This window comes from Bradyrhizobium sp. (genome assembly GCF_050014615.1).
Classification (GTDB): Bacteria; Pseudomonadota; Alphaproteobacteria; order Rhizobiales; family Xanthobacteraceae; genus Bradyrhizobium.
Map to the genome: position 1 here is coordinate 1 of NZ_JBEKCZ010000184.1, position 16,093 is coordinate 16,093.

The window sequence follows — 16,093 nt, forward strand, 5'->3', positions numbered from 1 at the left end:
CGATTCCGCTGGCGATCATGATCGGCTCAACCAAGATCGCCCTGCGCAAGCAGTCGGCAGCGGCTGAACATGCGGTGATCGAGTAGACGATCCTCAGTTCAACTTCTCGATCGCCATCGCGACGCCCTGACCGACGCCGACGCACATCGTCGCCAGTGCGCGCTTGCCGCCGCGCTTCTCCATGCCATGCACCGCGGTCATTGCCAGCCGCGCACCGCTCATGCCGAGGGGATGACCGAGCGCGATGGCGCCGCCATGCGGATTGACGAAGTCGGCGTCGTCCTTGACGCCGAGCTGGCGCAGGCAGGCGATGCCCTGGCTGGCGAAGGCTTCGTTGAGCTCGATCAAATCGAAATCGCTGATCTTCAGTCCCAGCCGCTCCATCAGCTTGCGCGTCGCCGGCACCGGACCGATGCCCATGATGCGTGGCGGCACGCCGGCCGAGGCCAGGCCAAGAATCCGCGCCCGCGGCGTCAAACCATGTTTTTTCACCGCGGCTTCGGAAGCCAGAATCATCGCGGCCGCGCCGTCATTGACGCCGGAGGCGTTGCCGGCCGTCACCGTGCCGGGATTGCGCACGATCGGCTTCAGCTTGGTCAGGCCTTCGAGCGTGGTCTCGGGGCGCGGATGTTCGTCCTTGTCGACCGTAACAGGTCCGGCCTTGCCGCCGGGCACCGAAATCGCGGTGATTTCCTCGGCGAAATAGCCGGATGCGATCGCCTGCCCGGCACGCTGCTGCGAGCGGATCGCGAACGCGTCCTGGTCGGCGCGTGACACCTGGAATTCCTCGGCGACATTCTCGCCGGTCTCGGGCATCGCGTCGACGCCATATTGCGCCTTCATCAGCGGATTGATGAAGCGCCAGCCGATCGTGGTGTCGTAAATATCGGCGGAGCGCGAGAACGCTTCCGGCGCCTTGCCCATCACGAACGGCGCCCGCGTCATCGATTCGACACCGCCGGCAATGGCAAAATCGATTTCCCCGGCACGGATCGCGCGGCCGGCGGCACCGACCGCATCCAGCCCCGAGGCGCACAGGCGATTGAGCGTGAGGCCGGGAATCGATTCCGGCAGGCCCGCCAGCAACAGCGCCATCCGCGCCACGTTGCGGTTGTCCTCGCCGGCCTGATTGGCGCAGCCGAAATAGACTTCATCGACCTGCGACCAGTCGAGCCCGGGATGGCGCGCCATCAGTGCCTTGATCGGGGCCGCGGCCAGGTCGTCGGCGCGGACCTTGGCCAGCGCGCCGCCGAAGCGGCCGATCGGGGTCCGGACGGCATCGCACACAAATACATCAGCCATTGAATTTCTCCCTGAATGCCGCGGTTCCGCGTTGATAGGCCGGAGTTGATGGCGAGTTTTAGGAGCGGGTGTGCGACAGGTCAATTGACGCTTTCGCCTCAGCGGCGCTTTCGAGGGAGGTCGGTCATGCCATGGGGTCGGGGGTGCCGTTTGAGGCGGCCACCGAGGGGTGGAAAACATGCATGATCGCGGCAAAGCAATAGGACCGGGGGCTAAAATTTTGTAGTTTGCGCGGCCAATGACGATCCAGCAGCCCATATCCATGCCATCAGACACCGCACCGGCCGCCGAGGCCGCGGCGCGCGTCACGCCGATGATGGAACAATACCTTGAAATAAAGGCCGCCAATCCCGGGCTGTTGCTGTTCTACCGGATGGGCGATTTCTACGAACTGTTCTTCGAGGACGCCGAGATTGCCTCGCGCGCGCTCGGCATCATGCTGACCAAACGCGGCAAGCACCAGGGCATGGACATCCCGATGTGCGGCGTGCCGGTGGAGCGCTCCGACGATTATCTGCATCGCCTGATCGCATCCGGCCATCGTGTCGCGGTGTGCGAGCAGATGGAGGACCCGGCGGCGGCGCGGGCGCGCGGCAACAAGAGCGTGGTGCGCCGCGACGTGGTGCGGCTGGTGACGCCGGGCACGCTGACCGAAGACACCCTGCTGGACGCGCGGACCAACAATTACCTGCTGGCGATCGCGCGGGCGCGCGGCTCGGCGGGCGGCGACCGTATTGGCCTCGCCTGGATCGACATTTCGACCTCCGAGTTCATCGTCACGGAATGCTCGACCGGCGAACTCGCCGCGACCTTGTCGCGCATTAACCCGAATGAAGTGGTCGTCACCGACGCGCTGTATGGCGATCCCGATCTCGGCCCGTTGCTGCGCGAATTGCCGGCGGTCACGCCGCTGACCCGCGATGTGTTCGACAGCGCCACCGCCGAGCGGCGGCTGTGCGATTATTTCGCGGTCGCCACCATGGATGGGCTCAGCGCGATGTCGCGGCTGGAAGCGACCGCCGCGGCGGCGGCCGTCACCTATATCGACCGCACGCAGGTGGGCAAGCGTCCGCCGCTGTCGCCGCCGGCGCGCGAGGCCGCCGGCACCACCATGGCGATCGATCCCGCCACCCGCGCCAATCTCGAACTGACGCGAACACTGGCCGGCGAGCGGCGCGGATCGCTGCTCGATGCCATCGACTGCACCGTGACCCCGGCCGGCTCGCGGCTACTGGCGCAAAGGCTGGCGGCGCCGCTGACCGACAGCGATGGCATCGCGCGCCGGCTCGATGCGATCGCGGCATTCGTTGCCAACACCGCGGTTCGCGACCTACTCCGCACCACGCTGCGCGCGGCACCCGACATGTCGCGCGCGCTGGCGCGTCTGTCAGTCGGACGCGGCGGCCCGCGCGATCTGGCGGGGTTGCGCGACGGCATTCTCGCCGCCGACCGGGCGCTGGCCCAGCTTTCGGGCCTTGACGATCCGCCGCAGGAGATCGCTGCTGTCATGGCGGCGCTGCGCGGGCCTTCGCGGGAGCTGGCGCGCGAATTCGAGCGCGCGCTGGCCGAACAATTGCCGTTGATCAAACGCGACGGCGGCTTCGTGCGCGAAGGTTATGAGCCGGCGCTCGACGAGACCCGCAATCTGCGCGACGCCTCGCGGCTCGTCGTCGCCGCGATGCAGGCGCGCTATGCCGACGCGACTTCCGTCAAGGGCCTGAAAATCCGCCACAACAACGTGCTCGGCTATTTTGTCGAGGTCACCGCGCAGCACGGCGACAAACTGATGACGCCGCCGTTGAACGCGACCTTCATCCACCGCCAGACCCTGGCGGGCCAGACCCGCTTTACGACCTCGGAACTCGGCGAGATCGAAGCCAAGATCGCCAATGCCGGCGACCGCGCGCTCGGGCTGGAACTGGAGATCTTCGAGCGGCTGTGCGCGCTGGCGATCGCGGCCAGCGACGACCTGCGCGCCGCCGCGCATGCGTTCGCGATCCTCGATGTCGCAACCGCGCTGGCAAAGCTCGCGGTCGACGACAATTATGTGCGGCCCGAGGTCGACGGCTCGCTCGGCTTCGCGATCGAAGGCGGCCGCCATCCGGTGGTCGAGCAGGCGTTGAAGCGCGACGGCCAGCCGTTCATCGCCAATGCTTGTGATCTCTCGCCGGGGCCGGGACAGACATCGGGCCAGATCTGGTTGATCACCGGCCCGAATATGGCGGGCAAATCGACCTTCCTGCGCCAGAACGCGCTGATCGCGCTGATGGCGCAGACCGGCTGCTTCGTGCCGGCGGCGCGGGCGCGCATCGGCATCGTCGACCGGCTGTTCTCGCGGGTCGGCGCGGCGGACGATCTGGCGCGCGGCCGCTCCACCTTCATGGTGGAGATGGTCGAAACCGCCGTCATCCTCAACCAGGCCAGCGAACGCTCGCTGGTGATCCTCGACGAGATCGGCCGCGGCACCGCGACCTTCGACGGGCTGTCGATCGCCTGGGCCGCGATCGAACATCTGCATGAGGCCAATCGCTGCCGCGCGCTGTTCGCGACGCATTATCATGAACTCACCGCGCTCTCCGTCAAACTGCCGCGGCTGTTCAACGCCACGGTGCGGGTCAAGGAATGGCAGGGTGACGTGGTGTTCCTGCATGAGGTGCTGCCGGGCTCGGCCGATCGCTCCTACGGCATTCAGGTGGCGAAGCTCGCAGGCCTGCCCGCACCGGTGATCGCGCGCGCCAAATCGGTATTGGCAAAACTGGAGGCGCAGGACCGCGGCCAGACCGCGCGCGCGCTCGCCGACGACCTGCCGCTGTTCGCGGTGCCGTCACGCGCCGCCGCCGAGGCGGCGCCGCCGAGCGAGGCGGAAAAACTGATCGAAGCGGTGCGCGCGCTGCATCCGGACGAGATGTCGCCCCGCGACGCGCTGGAGGCGCTGTATGCGTTGAAGGCGAAATTGCCGAAGTCATAATTGAACCCGTCATTCCGGGGCGATGCGAAGCATCGAACCCGGAATCTCGAGATTCCCCGATGTGCAATTGCACATCTGAGGTCTGGTCCTTCGGACCATCCCGGAATGACGAGTCAGCGCCCGAGCGTTCTCCGCCCGATCCACCACAGGGCGAGATTCCAGCTGACACAGGTCATCAGCGCAAGACATAACGCGGCCACTGAGCCGAACCGAAGCGCGGTGACCTGCAGCACGGCAATCCCGATCCCAAATCCCAGCAGGCCCCAGCCACCATTCGCAATCACCGCCGCGGTCGCCGGGCCGCCGATGCGCGGGTGCAGGATCAGCATCATGCTTGAGAATACGATCGGAAAAAGCGCAATCGTTCCGCTCACGCCGGGGCCGACCCAGCCTGACAGGGTGGTGACGACAGCCACCAGCGTCGCCACCAGTGCTGCGCGCAGCGGGATGTCGTACCAGCGCCGCGTGATCAGCGGCATTTTGGCGTGACGGAAGCGTCGCAGCAGCGGCAGGCAGATCGCAAAGGCCATCGCATTGGCGATCAGGCCGCCGGCCAACGACCACGGCACCATTCGCGCCAGCGCGGCAAGTGCAATCCAAACCGCGACGGCGCCCCCGGTACTGACCACCGCGTTCCAGCGTTGCGCCAGCACCACATAGGTCAGCCCCATCAAGATCGTCCCGGCATTGATCGGCAGGCTCGCCAGCGCGCCCTGGGCGATGAAGGCGGCATCATGATCGAGCGCGAGAAACACATAGGAAGGGCCGGCCGAAAACGGCAGCGTGGCGATCAGCGCGCCGATCACCGGGCCCGATCGCTCGGTGATGAAGGATGCCGTCACCACGAACGCGGCCGCCACCGCCATGCGCAGCCCGAGCGTCAGGATGAAGGTGAATTCGGGGGACATTTTGAGCCGAAACGCTTTCTTACCCTCCCCTGGAGGGGGAGGGTCGGCTCACATCGAGCGAAGCGAAATGTGAGCCGGGGTGGGGTGATCTCTTAGCCCGTGCACCGTTCGAAACGAGAGACTGTCACCCCACCCCGCCGCTCATTTCATTCGCGTCGACCCTCCCCCTCCAGGGGAGGGTGACGGCGCTATTCTCACACCCTCTGCATCGTCACCGAAACCTTCGGGCCGTTTTTGATGGTCTGGTAGACCACGCAATAGCGTTCGGTAAGCTTCAGCAGCAAATCGAGCTTGTCCTGCGGCGCCGGTGTATCGACGTCGAAACGCAGGCGGATTTCGGCAAACCCGACCGGCGCCTCCTTGTCGACGCCGAGCGTGCCGCGGAAATCGAGATCGCCCTCGGCAGTCACGATGCCGGTTTTCAGCGGGATCTCGATGGCGGTTGCCACCGATTTGAGGGTGACGCCGGCGCAGGCGACCAGCGCTTCCAGCAGCATGTCGCCGGAACATAATTCAAGCCCGGAGCCGCCGGTGGCCGGATGCAGGCCGGCTACCGCCAGCGCGCGGCCGGTTTCGACCTTGCAGGCGATGCCTTCATTGTCGATCGACCCCTTGGCTTTCAGCGTGATGAACGCGGCCTTCGGATCGGATTTGTATTTGTCCTTGATCGGGGCCTGCGTGGCGCGGAGTTCGGCGGCGTCCATTTTTTCTCTCCCGGATATTATTCGCTTTGGATGTAGTGGGTTGGAGCGCGGATGTCACCACCACATCGCTTCGCCCGCGGTCGATTTCGGATCGGCATCGGGGACGTTGCGGTCGAGCGAGCGGTCCAGCGCGGTCAGCACGCGGCGCTTGAAATTGTCGAACAGTGGCGAATTCCGGTCGCGCGGCCGCGCCAGATTGATCTTGATCTCGTCGAACAGGCGCCCCGGCCGCGGCCGCATCACCAGCACGCGATCGGCCAGCACCACGGCTTCGTCGACATCATGGGTGACCAGCACCAAAGTCGGCCGCGTATCGGCCCACAGGTCGAGCAGATGGTCCTGCAAATCCCGCCGCGTGAACGCGTCCAGCGCGGAGAACGGCTCGTCCAGCAGCAGCACTTCCGGCTGCGGCACCAGCGCCCGTGCGATCGCGACGCGCTGCGCCTGTCCGCCGGACAGTTCGCGCGGCCAGGCATCGGCCTTGTCGGCGAGACCGACCCGCGCCAGCGCGCCAGTGACTTTCTCGCGGCGCAGCGCGGCCGGCAATTCCGACAGGCCGAAGCCGATATTGTCGGCGACGCTGAGCCAGGGCAGCAGCCGTGGTTCCTGAAAGATGATGCCGATTTTGGCATGCGGCGCGGTGATATCAGTATTGTCGAGCGTCACGGTGCCTGATGTAGCGCGGTCGAGGCCGGCGATGGCGCGCAGCAGCGTCGACTTTCCGCAGCCGGAGCCGCCGATGATGGCGACGATCTCGCCGAGGCTGATGTCGGCGGAAAACCGCTCCAGCGCATGGACGCCGTTGGGATAGGTTTTTCCGATATGATTGAGCACCAGCATCAGGCCGCTCCGCTTTGGCGGCCGAAGGCGTCCTGCCAGCGCAACAGCGGCGCCGAGCCGATCTCGATCAGCCAGTCGGTGGTCTTGCCGAGGATCGCGAAGATCACGATCGCCGCCAGAATCTGGGCGGGTTTGCCGAGCTGCTGGCCGTCGATCAGCAGATATCCGAGCCCCTCGGAGGCGCCCATGAATTCGGCCGCGACCACGAACATCCAGCCGAGTCCAAGACCGACCCGCAGCGACACCACATAGGCCGGCAACACCGCGGGCAACAAAATGCGCCGGATCATCGCCGGGCCGCTGAGACGGAAGGTGCGGCCGACTTCGACGATCTTGCGATCGACCGACAGGATCGCGCCCATCACGCCGAGATAGACCGGGAAAAATACCCCGACGGCGATCAGCGCGATTTTCGAAGTCTCGAAAATGCCGAGCCACAGGATGAACAGCGGCACCCAGGCGATCGATGGTATCGCGCGCAGCGCCTGCACGGTCGGGTCCAGCAGCCGGCGCGCCAGCCCCCAATAGCCGGAGATCGCGCCGAACACGGTCCCGGCGACGACGCCGAGGCCAAAGCCCAGCACGACACGCGTCAGCGTCGCCATGATATGACGCGCGAGCTCGCCGCTGCGCGCCAGCTCCAGGATGGTCGCGAATATTTTTGTCGGCGGCGGCACCAGCCGTCCGTTGGACAGGCCGAGCCAGACCGCGATTTCCCAGACCAGCGCGAGGCCCACCGGCAGCAGCAATCCCAGCGCCGGCCGCGCGTAACGGCGCAGGCGGCCGGAAGGCGCGGGGCTCTCCACCATGTCGGTTCGTTCAAGCGCGGGCAGCTCAACGGTCATGGCCGTAGCCAAATCGTGTCTCGGAGAGGATTGCAAGGCGCTGGACTTACCCTCCCCCTCCAGGGGAGGGTAAAAAGTCAATTCGTCGGCAGCGGGACCTGATCGTCGATCAGCGCGTCGAGCGTGGCCTTGACGTCGGCCTTGGCGTCGATCACGCCGGCCTGCTGCAATGCGAGGCCGGCCGCGAGAATGGATTCACGCTGCGGGGCGCCGATCCGGCTATGGGTGAGCTCGGTACGTTCTCTGAGCTGCTTGTCGACCACCGCGTCCGGCAGTTTGGTCACGGCGATGAAGGTCTTCTTCAGGCCGTCGTAATTCGCCAGCGAATATTTGCGCGCCTCCTCGTAGACCGCGAGCACGCGGCGAACGATGTCCGGATAGTCTTTGAGGAACTGTTCGCGCACATTGAGAATGCCCCAGGTATTGGCGTCGGGCTTGCGGAAGAAAAGTCTGGCGCCGTCCTCGATTTCCGCCTGCGCCATCATCGGATCGAGGCCGGCCCAGGCGTCGACGTCGCCGCGGATCAGCGCGGTCTTGCCGTCGGCGTGCTGCAGCAATACCGGCGTGATGTCTTTTTCGCTCAAACCAGCATCGAGCAGCGCGCGCACCAGGAAAATATGCGGATCGGTGCCGCGGGTCACCGCGACGCGCTTGCCCTTGAGATCGGCGACCGTCGCGATCTTGGAATCCTTTGTCGTCACCAGCGCGGTCCATTCGGGGCGCGAAAACACATAGATCGATTTGACCGGATTGCCGTTGATCCGCGCCATCAGCGCGGCGGACCCCGCGGTCGAGCCGAAATCGATCGATCCGGCGTTGAGGAACTCGAGCGCCTTGTTGGAACCGGCCGATTGCACCCAGACGATGCTGATGCCGTCCTTGGCAAATTCCTTTTCCAGCAATCCCTTTTGCTTGAGAATCATCGACACCGGATTGTAGGTCGCCCAGTCCAGATGGATTTCCCTCAATGCGTCGGCCGCGGATGCGGCGCCGGGAATCAGCGCCGAGACGGCGATAACCGCAGCGAATACGCGCCGTGAAATCCTGGGCATCTCGATATCTCCATGGCAGCGGAACGATCAAAGCAGATGGCGGGGAGGCGTCAACGCGACCGCGCGGATCGATCCGCGCCGCACCCCCTGGCATCAAAAACATCTTTTTATTTCAATTAGTTATACGGTCAGTCAACGAGAAAATAAGCATCCTGATGGCGGCGCGATGAGAACGCTGTTGCTCAAAGCCAAGGGAATGCAGCATGGACCTGCTGTAATCTTTGCAATGCGCTGGGAATGTCCCGTGACAGGGTCGGCGCCGTCCGATATCGGGGTAGGTCATGGACATCGTCGTTACCCACGCCCGACCCGAGGCCGACGAACGTTTCGATACCGCGCGGATCACCGCCGCGGTCGATGCGCTCGCCGCGGAGCATGCCGGACGCGAGGATATGTTCCGCGCCGCGGTGGCGAAACTGCTGAAGGCCGAACTGGTCGCGGCCCGCGCGACCGCGCAGGCCATCCTGCTGAAGGATCGTCACGGCCGGCGCTGCGCCGAACGATTGTGTTTCGTGCAGGACGAAATCATCCGCATCCTGTTCTCGGCGGCGACGCGTCATCTCTATCACTCGCCAATTCCTTCGGGCGCCGAGCGCATGGCCGTCGTCGCCACCGGCGGCTATGGCCGGGGTTTGATGGCGCCGGAATCCGACATCGATCTGTTGTTCATCCTGCCCTACAAGCAGACCGCCTGGGGCGAGCAGGTCGCCGAAGCCATTCTGTATTGCCTGTGGGACATGGGATTGAAGGTCGGTCACGCCACGCGTTCGGTCGATGAATCGATCCGCCAGGCCCGCGGCGACATGACGATCCGCACTGCGATCCTCGAAACCCGGTTCCTGACCGGCGACCAGCCGCTCTATAATGAACTGGTGGCGCGGTTCGACAGGGATGTGGTGCAGGGCACCGCCGCCGAATTCGTCACCGCCAAATTGGCCGAGCGCGAGGAGCGGCACCGGCGCGCCGGGCAGTCGCGCTATCTGGTCGAGCCCAACGTCAAGGACGGCAAGGGCGGCCTGCGCGACCTGCACACGCTGTTCTGGATCGCGAAATATGTCTACCGCGTGCGCGAGACCGATGAGTTGCTCGAACGCGGCGTATTCGACGCGCAGGAGTACCGCACCTTCCGCCGCTGCGCCGATTTTCTGTGGTCGGTCCGCTGCAATATCCATTTCTTCTCGGGCCGCGCTGAAGAGCGGCTGTCATTCGACATGCAGCGCGAGATCGCGATCCGGCTCGGATACACCTCGCATCCGGGCATGCAGGATGTCGAACGCTTCATGAAGCACTATTTCCTGGTCGCCAAGGAAGTCGGCGACCTCACCGCGATCCTGTGCGCCAAGCTGGAGGATCAGCAGGCCAAGCCGGCGCCGGTGCTCTCCCGGATGATGGCGCGGTTGCGGCCGAGCGCCAACCGGCGGCGGGTGCCCGACAGCGACGACTTCATCATCGACAACAACCGCATCAATCTCGCCACGCCCGATGTCTTCAATCATGACCCGGTCAATCTGATCCGGATCTTCCGGCTGGCGCAGAAGAACAATCTCGCGTTCCATCCGGATGCCATGCGCACCGCGACGCGCTCGCTCAAGCTGATCAACACCCAGCTGCGCGACGATCCGGAAGCCAACCGGCTGTTCATGGAGATCCTGACCTCGAACGGCGCGGAGATCGTGCTGCGGCGCATGAACGAGGCCGGCGTGCTCGGCCATTTCATTCGCGCCTTCGGCAAGATCGTGTCGATGATGCAGTTCAACATGTATCACCACTACACCGTGGATGAGCATCTGCTGCGCTGCGTCGGCTACCTGCAGGAGATCGAACGCGGCGGCAACGACGATCGATTGCCGGGGCGAAAGTGGCGCGACGGCTGTGCCCGCGGCTCGGATTCAACGCCGCCGACACCGAACTGGTCGCCTGGCTGATCGAACAACATCTGACGATGTCCACGGTGGCGCAATCGCGCGATTTGTCGGACCGCAAGACCATCGAGAATTTCGCCGCCGTGGTGCAATCGGTCGAGCAGATGAAGCTGTTGACGATCCTGACCACCGCCGATATTCGCGGCGTCGGTCCCGGGGTCTGGAACGGCTGGAAGGCGCAGCTGCTGCGTACGCTGTACTACGAAACCGAGCCGGTGCTGACCGGCGGTTTCTCCGAGGTCAACCGCGCGCGGCGCATCGCGATGGCGCAGTCGGAGTTTCGCGCCGCATTCACGGAATGGCCGGAGCCGGAACTCAATGCCTATGTCGGGCGGCACTATCCCGCGTACTGGCTCAAGGTCGAACTGGCGCGCAAGATCCGCCATGCCCGCTTCCTGCGCGCCAGCGAACAGGCCGGCCATAAGCTCGCGATCAATGTCGGCTTCGACGAGGCCCGCGGCGTCACCGAACTCACCATCCTCGCCGTCGACCATCCCTGGCTGCTGTCGATCATCGCCGGCGCCTGCGCTTCGGCGGGCGCCAATATCGTCGACGCGCAGATCTATACCACCACCGACGGGCGCGCGCTCGACACCATCGCGATATCAAGGGAATACGACCGCGACGAGGACGAGGGACGGCGTGCGACACGGATCGGCGAGATGATCGAGGACGTCCTGGAAGGCAAGCTGCGCCTGCCCGAAGCGGTGGCGCGCCGCGCCAATGGTCGCGGCAAGGCGCGGCCCTTCGTGGTCGAGCCGGAAGTGACCGTCAACAATCAGTGGTCGGATCGCTACACGGTGATCGAGGTCTCCGGCCTCGACCGACCGGGCCTCTTGTACCAATTGACCACGGCAATCTCGAAACTCAACCTCAACATCGCCTCGGCCCATGTCGCGACCTTCGGCGAGCGCGCCCGCGACGTGTTCTACGTCACCGACCTGCTCGGCGCGCAGATCAACGCGCCGACCCGGCAGGCTGCGATCAGGAGCGCGCTGACCCACCTGCTCGCCAACGACGAGACCGTGGCCTGACAGTAGCTTTAAGAATTCCGGGCTTTCAGAATTCCGGGCTTTCAGAATTGGGTGATCGGCTCCAGCGTCTCGCCGGTGCGCAGCGCCCGCAACGGCGCGGTGTCGCAATAGACCCGCTCATCACTGATCTTGCCGTCCCGGAGGCGGAATTTATCGACCCCGCGCCAGTCAAACCGGGCGCCGTTGACGATACGGGTGGTCTGCCACTCGATCACCACCACGTCGCCGCGCGAGGTCCAGTCCAGCAATTGCCAGACGAAATCCGGCGCCGCCGCCTTCTGCACCTCCAGCAATCGATTGAGTTCGCTGCCCTTGATGGTCCGGTTCACCAGCGGCGTGGTGAGCGTTCCTTCCGGGTGCCACAAATCGAGAAAGGCATGGCCGTCCCGGGCCGCCCACGCCGCTGCAAATCGCGTGACAAAATCCTGAATCTCTGCGTCCGTCATCTGTGGTCTCCATCTGTGTGATGGAGACGCTAGAGCGATCGCCGGCATTGGTCTGGCGATTTACGGACCTGACAGGCGCCGTGACAATTACCTTGGAATTTCAGGCCGCGACCCTGCCGCGCGCCGGCACCGGCCTGAGCACCACGCCTTCGTGCTCCAGCAGCCATTTTTTGCGCGAGAGCCCGCCGCCATATTTGACCAGCGAGCCGTTGGCGCCGATCAGGCGATGACAGGGCAAAACCACGCTGATCGGATTTGAACCATTGGCATGGCCCACCGCGCGCATCGCGGTGGGTGCGTCGAGTTTCGCCGCCAGCGCGCCGTAGCTCATCGTTGTTCCCGCCGGGATGTTCGCCAGCGCGTGCCAGACTTTTTGCTGGAACGGCGTGCCCGCGACGCGCCATTCGATCGTGCGCAGGCGATCGAGATCGCCTTTGAAATAGGCCGATAGCGCCTGTCGCAACGCCTCGGGCGCCCGCGCATCTCGCAACACCACGGCGCCATAGTGCAGCCGCAGCAACTCCTTCATGCGCGGCGCGTAGTCCTCCCAGTCCAGCGCGCGCAGAACGCCCTGCGCATCCGTGACCAGCAGGGCCACGCCGATCGGCGTTTGCAACCGATCGAGCCCAAATGTTTCAGGCGGCTTCGCGGGCATTGGGTTTCCCCGCTTCGCGGGCTCGGGTTTTCCCCGCTGCGCGGGCCTGGATTTTCCTGGCGGCGGCGGCAGCTGGATGCGCGCTGCCCGCGGCCCACAGATGCAGGGCGGCATAAGCCCGCCACGGCCGCCATCGTTCGGCGCGCGATAATAGTTCGGCGGGCGATGGACGCTGGCCGTCGGCCGTCGCCATCGCGCGCATCAAGCCGATATCGGCGGCGGGAAAGGCGTCGGGTTCACGCAATTCGCGCATCGCGATGTATTGCGCGGTCCATTCGCCGATCCCCGGCAGCGCGCGCAACTTTGCGATGGCTTCCTCGAGGCTGGCGCCCCGGCTGAAGATCGCCGGATCGGCCAAAATGCTCTGCGCCAGTGAGGTCACCGCGATAGCACGTGCACCGGGCATGCCGAAATCCCTGAGATCGGCTGTGGCGAGGCGCGCGGGCGAGGGAAACAGATGGCTCAAACCTTCATGGTCTCTCATCCCGGCCGGCAGGCGGATGCCGTGGGCCTGAACCAGCCTGCCGAGCAATCCGGTTGCGACGGGAACCGTGATCTGCTGACCGAAGATCGCGCGCACTGCGAGCTCAAAGCCGTCCCATGCGCCGGGAACACGCAAGCCCGGCCGTGCCGAGACCAGCGGCGCCAGCATCGGGTCAAGCGACAGATGCGCGCCGATCGTATCGGGATCGGCGGCCAGATCGAACACCCGCCGCACCCGGGCGATGATCTGCGGCAGCGCCGCCATATCGGGAAATCGCACCGAGACATCAACCCGGTTCTTGTCGGCGGGCGCGACGCTGATCACGCCGCTGTTGTCGCCGATCGCAATGCTGCGCCGGTAGGTATTTCCAGCGACCATCTCGATGCCGGGAATAGCGCGCGCGTTGAGAAACGCCAGCATCGCATCCCAGTCATAGGGTGGCCGATAGGCGAGACGAACCGACAACGCGCCAGCTTCGCGGTGGATATTACGGGCCTTGTCGTGGCTGCGCCGCAGCGTCGCGGGCGAGCGGCCGAACAAATCCAGGAAGGTTTCGTTGAACCGGCGCACGCTGTTGAAACCCGCGGCCAGCGCGACCTGCGCCATCGGCAATGACGTCTCGTGGATCAATTGCTTGGCCAGCAAAACCCGCCGGGTCTGCGCCACCGCGATCGGCGACGCGCCGACATGCTTGTGAAACAGCCGCCGCAATTGCCGCGCGCCGACGCCGAGCCGGTTGGCCAGTCCTTCGACATCGGCTTCATCGAGACCACCGGCCTCGATCAGAGCAAGCGCCCGCGACACGGTGTTGGTGGTGCCGCGCCAGAATGCGAGATCGGGCGAGGTTTCAGGCCGGCAGCGCAGGCACGGACGGAGGCCGGCCTCCTGGGCCGCGGCTGCGGAGGGATAGAACGATACATTCTCGAATTTCGGGGTGCGCGCCGGGCAAATCGGCCGGCAGTAGATGCCGGTGGTTTTGACGCCGATAAACAGCCGGCCGTCGAAACGGGCATCGCGGGTCGAAATCGCGCGGTAGCAGGCGGTGCGGTCCATATCCATCAGCGAAGCATCGCCGATCGCGGCGGGCTTGTCTCGCGGTTTTCGGACATCATCATGTCCCGTGGTAACGGACGAACGGACCATCGCTTAGGGATGGCGCTGCGTGCTAGCGTGACGGCACAAAAGGCTGCTTTGGGGGGAGTCACATGGTCTGGATTGCCAATGCTTTGGTGGCGCTGGTCGCCGTACTGCATGTCTATTTTCTGATTCTGGAGATGTTCCTCTGGACCAGGCCGCTGGGCCTGAAGACGTTTCGAAACTCGCCGCAGAAGGCGGCTGATTCCGCGGTGCTGGCTGCCAACCAGGGGCTCTATAACGGCTTTCTCGCCGCCGGACTGGCCTGGGGGCTGCTTCAGGGCGACCCCGGGTTCGCCTTCCAGATCAAGGTGTTCTTTCTGCTCTGCGTGATCGTCGCCGGCGTCTATGGCGCCGCGACCGTCAGCCGCAGGATTCTGTTGGTGCAGGCCGCCCCTGCCGCACTCGCCTTGGTGCTGCTCTGGTTGGCATAAGGTCTATCACCCAGCCCGCCCGCATTGCCTTGCATTGCCGGATTCGTTCCGCCAATATCTTGCGAGCGATGGCATCCACCATGGTGGACAAGATCATCGGCGAAATCAGACATTCAGGTGAGGCAGCGACATGAGGAACAGCATCTTTCATCTCGTGACAGGGACCGCGGTGGCCATCGCGCTATCGGCATCGTCGGCCTATGCGCAGAAGAAATACGATAGCGGTGCGACCGATACCGAGATCAAGATCGGCCAGACCGTGCCGTTCAGCGGCCCGGCCTCTGCCTATGCCACCATCGGCAAGGCCGAGGCGGCCTATTTCAACATGATCAACGCGCAAGGCGGCGTGAACGGCCGCAAGATCAATCTGATCCAGTATGACGACGCCTATAGTCCGCCCAAGGCGGTCGAGCAGGTGCGCAAACTGGTCGAGAGCGACGAAGTGTTGCTCACCTTCCAGATCATCGGCACCCCCTCCAACGCGGCGGTCCAGAAATATCTCAATACGAAGAAAGTGCCGCAATTGTTCGCGGCCACCGGCGCCTCCAAGTTCACCGATCCGAAGAACTTTCCCTGGACGCTCGGCTTCAACCCCAATTACTTCGTCGAAGGCCGCATCTACGGCCAATACATTCTCAAGGAATATCCGAACGCCAAGGTCGGCGTGCTCTACCAGAACGACGATCTCGGCAAGGACTATCTGAACGGCATCAAGTCCGGCCTCGGCGACAAGGCCGCGACCATGATCGTCGCCGAAGCGTCATACGAAGTCTCCGACCCGACCATCGATTCGCAGATCCTCAAGCTGAAATCCGCCGGCGCGGATCTGTTCTTCAGCGCGTCGACGCCGAAATTCGCAGCGCAGGCGATCAAGAAGAATGCCGAGCTTGGCTGGAAACCGGTGCATATCCTCGACATCAACGCCACATCGGTCGGCGCGGTGATGCAGCCTGCGGGTCTGGAGGCTTCCAAGGGCGTGATCAGCGTCAATTACGGCAAGGATCCGCTCGATCCGACCTGGAAAGACGACCCCGGCATGAAGCGGTATTTCGACTTCATGGCGAAGTACTATCCCGAGGGCGACAAGAACTCGAGTTTCAATAGCTACGGTTACGGCACGGCGCAGTTGATGGTCCACGTTCTCAAGCAGTGCGGCGACGATTTGACCCGCGAGAACGTGCTCAAGCAGGCCACCAACCTGAAGAACGTCCAGCTCGACCTCGCGCTGCCCGGAATCCTCGGCAACACCACGCCCAACGATTACCGGGTCAACAAGCAGTTGCAGATGATGAAGTTCAACGGCGAGCGCTGGGAATTGTTCGGTCCCATCATCGAGGATACCGGCGCCGCCGGCTGAACGGATCG

Annotated in this window: 12 protein-coding genes and 1 pseudogene; 4 read left to right on the plus strand and 9 right to left on the minus strand. The window is 64.5% G+C overall.

What is annotated here, in order from left to right; translation table 11 throughout:
• Window positions 1-93: 93 nt before the first annotated feature.
• Window positions 94-1,302 (minus strand): 3-oxoadipyl-CoA thiolase, encoded by a 1,209-nt coding sequence (pcaF, locus tag ABR948_RS23585; protein WP_428122716.1) that lies wholly within the window; start codon window positions 1,300-1,302, stop codon window positions 94-96.
• A gap of 238 nt (window positions 1,303-1,540) precedes the next feature.
• Between pcaF and mutS the strand changes: the two genes are divergently transcribed.
• Window positions 1,541-4,270: a DNA mismatch repair protein MutS gene (gene mutS, locus ABR948_RS23590; RefSeq protein WP_428122718.1), complete on the plus strand. Its 2,730-nt coding sequence runs from the start codon at window positions 1,541-1,543 to the stop codon at window positions 4,268-4,270.
• Window positions 4,271-4,383: 113 nt separating this feature from the next.
• Here the strand turns inward: mutS and ABR948_RS23595 are convergent, their stop codons facing one another.
• The 5 genes from ABR948_RS23595 to ABR948_RS23615 all read right to left on the minus strand — a co-directional run bounded on the left by ABR948_RS23595 (window position 4,384) and on the right by ABR948_RS23615 (window position 8,619).
• Complete coding sequence (locus ABR948_RS23595) at window positions 4,384-5,178, minus strand: hypothetical protein (RefSeq protein WP_428122723.1); 795 nt, start codon at window positions 5,176-5,178, stop codon at window positions 4,384-4,386.
• Between the two features lie 194 nt (window positions 5,179-5,372).
• On the minus strand, window positions 5,373-5,882 hold the full coding sequence (locus ABR948_RS23600; RefSeq protein WP_428122726.1) for an OsmC family protein: 510 nt from the start codon (window positions 5,880-5,882) through the stop codon (window positions 5,373-5,375).
• A 54-nt stretch (window positions 5,883-5,936) separates the two neighbouring features.
• Window positions 5,937-6,722 (minus strand): ABC transporter ATP-binding protein, encoded by a 786-nt coding sequence (locus tag ABR948_RS23605; RefSeq protein ID WP_428122729.1) that lies wholly within the window; start codon window positions 6,720-6,722, stop codon window positions 5,937-5,939.
• A complete protein-coding gene (locus tag ABR948_RS23610) occupies window positions 6,722-7,567 on the minus strand; it encodes an ABC transporter permease (RefSeq protein WP_428122731.1) in 846 nt (281 codons plus the stop codon). Before ABR948_RS23610 ends, ABR948_RS23605 begins: the two co-directional genes overlap by 1 nt.
• A gap of 77 nt (window positions 7,568-7,644) precedes the next feature.
• The gene (locus ABR948_RS23615) at window positions 7,645-8,619 is read right to left on the minus strand and encodes an aliphatic sulfonate ABC transporter substrate-binding protein (protein WP_428122733.1); all 975 of its coding nucleotides are present in this window, start codon (window positions 8,617-8,619) and stop codon (window positions 7,645-7,647) included.
• 281 nt (window positions 8,620-8,900) lie between these two features.
• Here ABR948_RS23615 and glnD point away from each other — a divergent pair.
• Window positions 8,901-11,575: pseudogene (glnD, locus tag ABR948_RS23620) on the plus strand ([protein-PII] uridylyltransferase).
• 41 nt (window positions 11,576-11,616) lie between these two features.
• Here glnD and ABR948_RS23625 read toward each other — a convergent pair.
• The 3 genes from ABR948_RS23625 to ABR948_RS23635 form a co-directional block, all read right to left on the minus strand.
• Window positions 11,617-12,021 (minus strand): nuclear transport factor 2 family protein, encoded by a 405-nt coding sequence (locus ABR948_RS23625; protein ID WP_428122736.1) that lies wholly within the window; start codon window positions 12,019-12,021, stop codon window positions 11,617-11,619.
• Window positions 12,022-12,121: 100 nt separating this feature from the next.
• Window positions 12,122-12,676 carry a methylated-DNA--[protein]-cysteine S-methyltransferase gene (locus ABR948_RS23630; RefSeq protein ID WP_428122738.1) on the minus strand — a complete coding sequence of 185 codons (555 nt, stop codon included), beginning with the start codon at window positions 12,674-12,676 and terminating at the stop codon, window positions 12,122-12,124.
• A complete protein-coding gene (locus ABR948_RS23635) occupies window positions 12,657-14,219 on the minus strand; it encodes an AlkA N-terminal domain-containing protein (RefSeq protein ID WP_428122741.1) in 1,563 nt (520 codons plus the stop codon). The genes ABR948_RS23630 and ABR948_RS23635 overlap by 20 nt, the downstream gene beginning before the upstream one ends.
• Window positions 14,220-14,365: 146 nt before the next feature.
• Here ABR948_RS23635 and ABR948_RS23640 point away from each other — a divergent pair, with 146 nt between their 5' ends.
• Window positions 14,366-14,728 carry a DUF1304 domain-containing protein gene (locus ABR948_RS23640; protein WP_428122743.1) on the plus strand — a complete coding sequence of 121 codons (363 nt, stop codon included), beginning with the start codon at window positions 14,366-14,368 and terminating at the stop codon, window positions 14,726-14,728.
• A 130-nt stretch (window positions 14,729-14,858) separates the two neighbouring features.
• Entirely contained in the window at window positions 14,859-16,085 is a 1,227-nt protein-coding gene (locus tag ABR948_RS23645) for an ABC transporter substrate-binding protein (protein ID WP_428122745.1), read from the plus strand.
• Window positions 16,086-16,093: the final 8 nt, after the last annotated feature.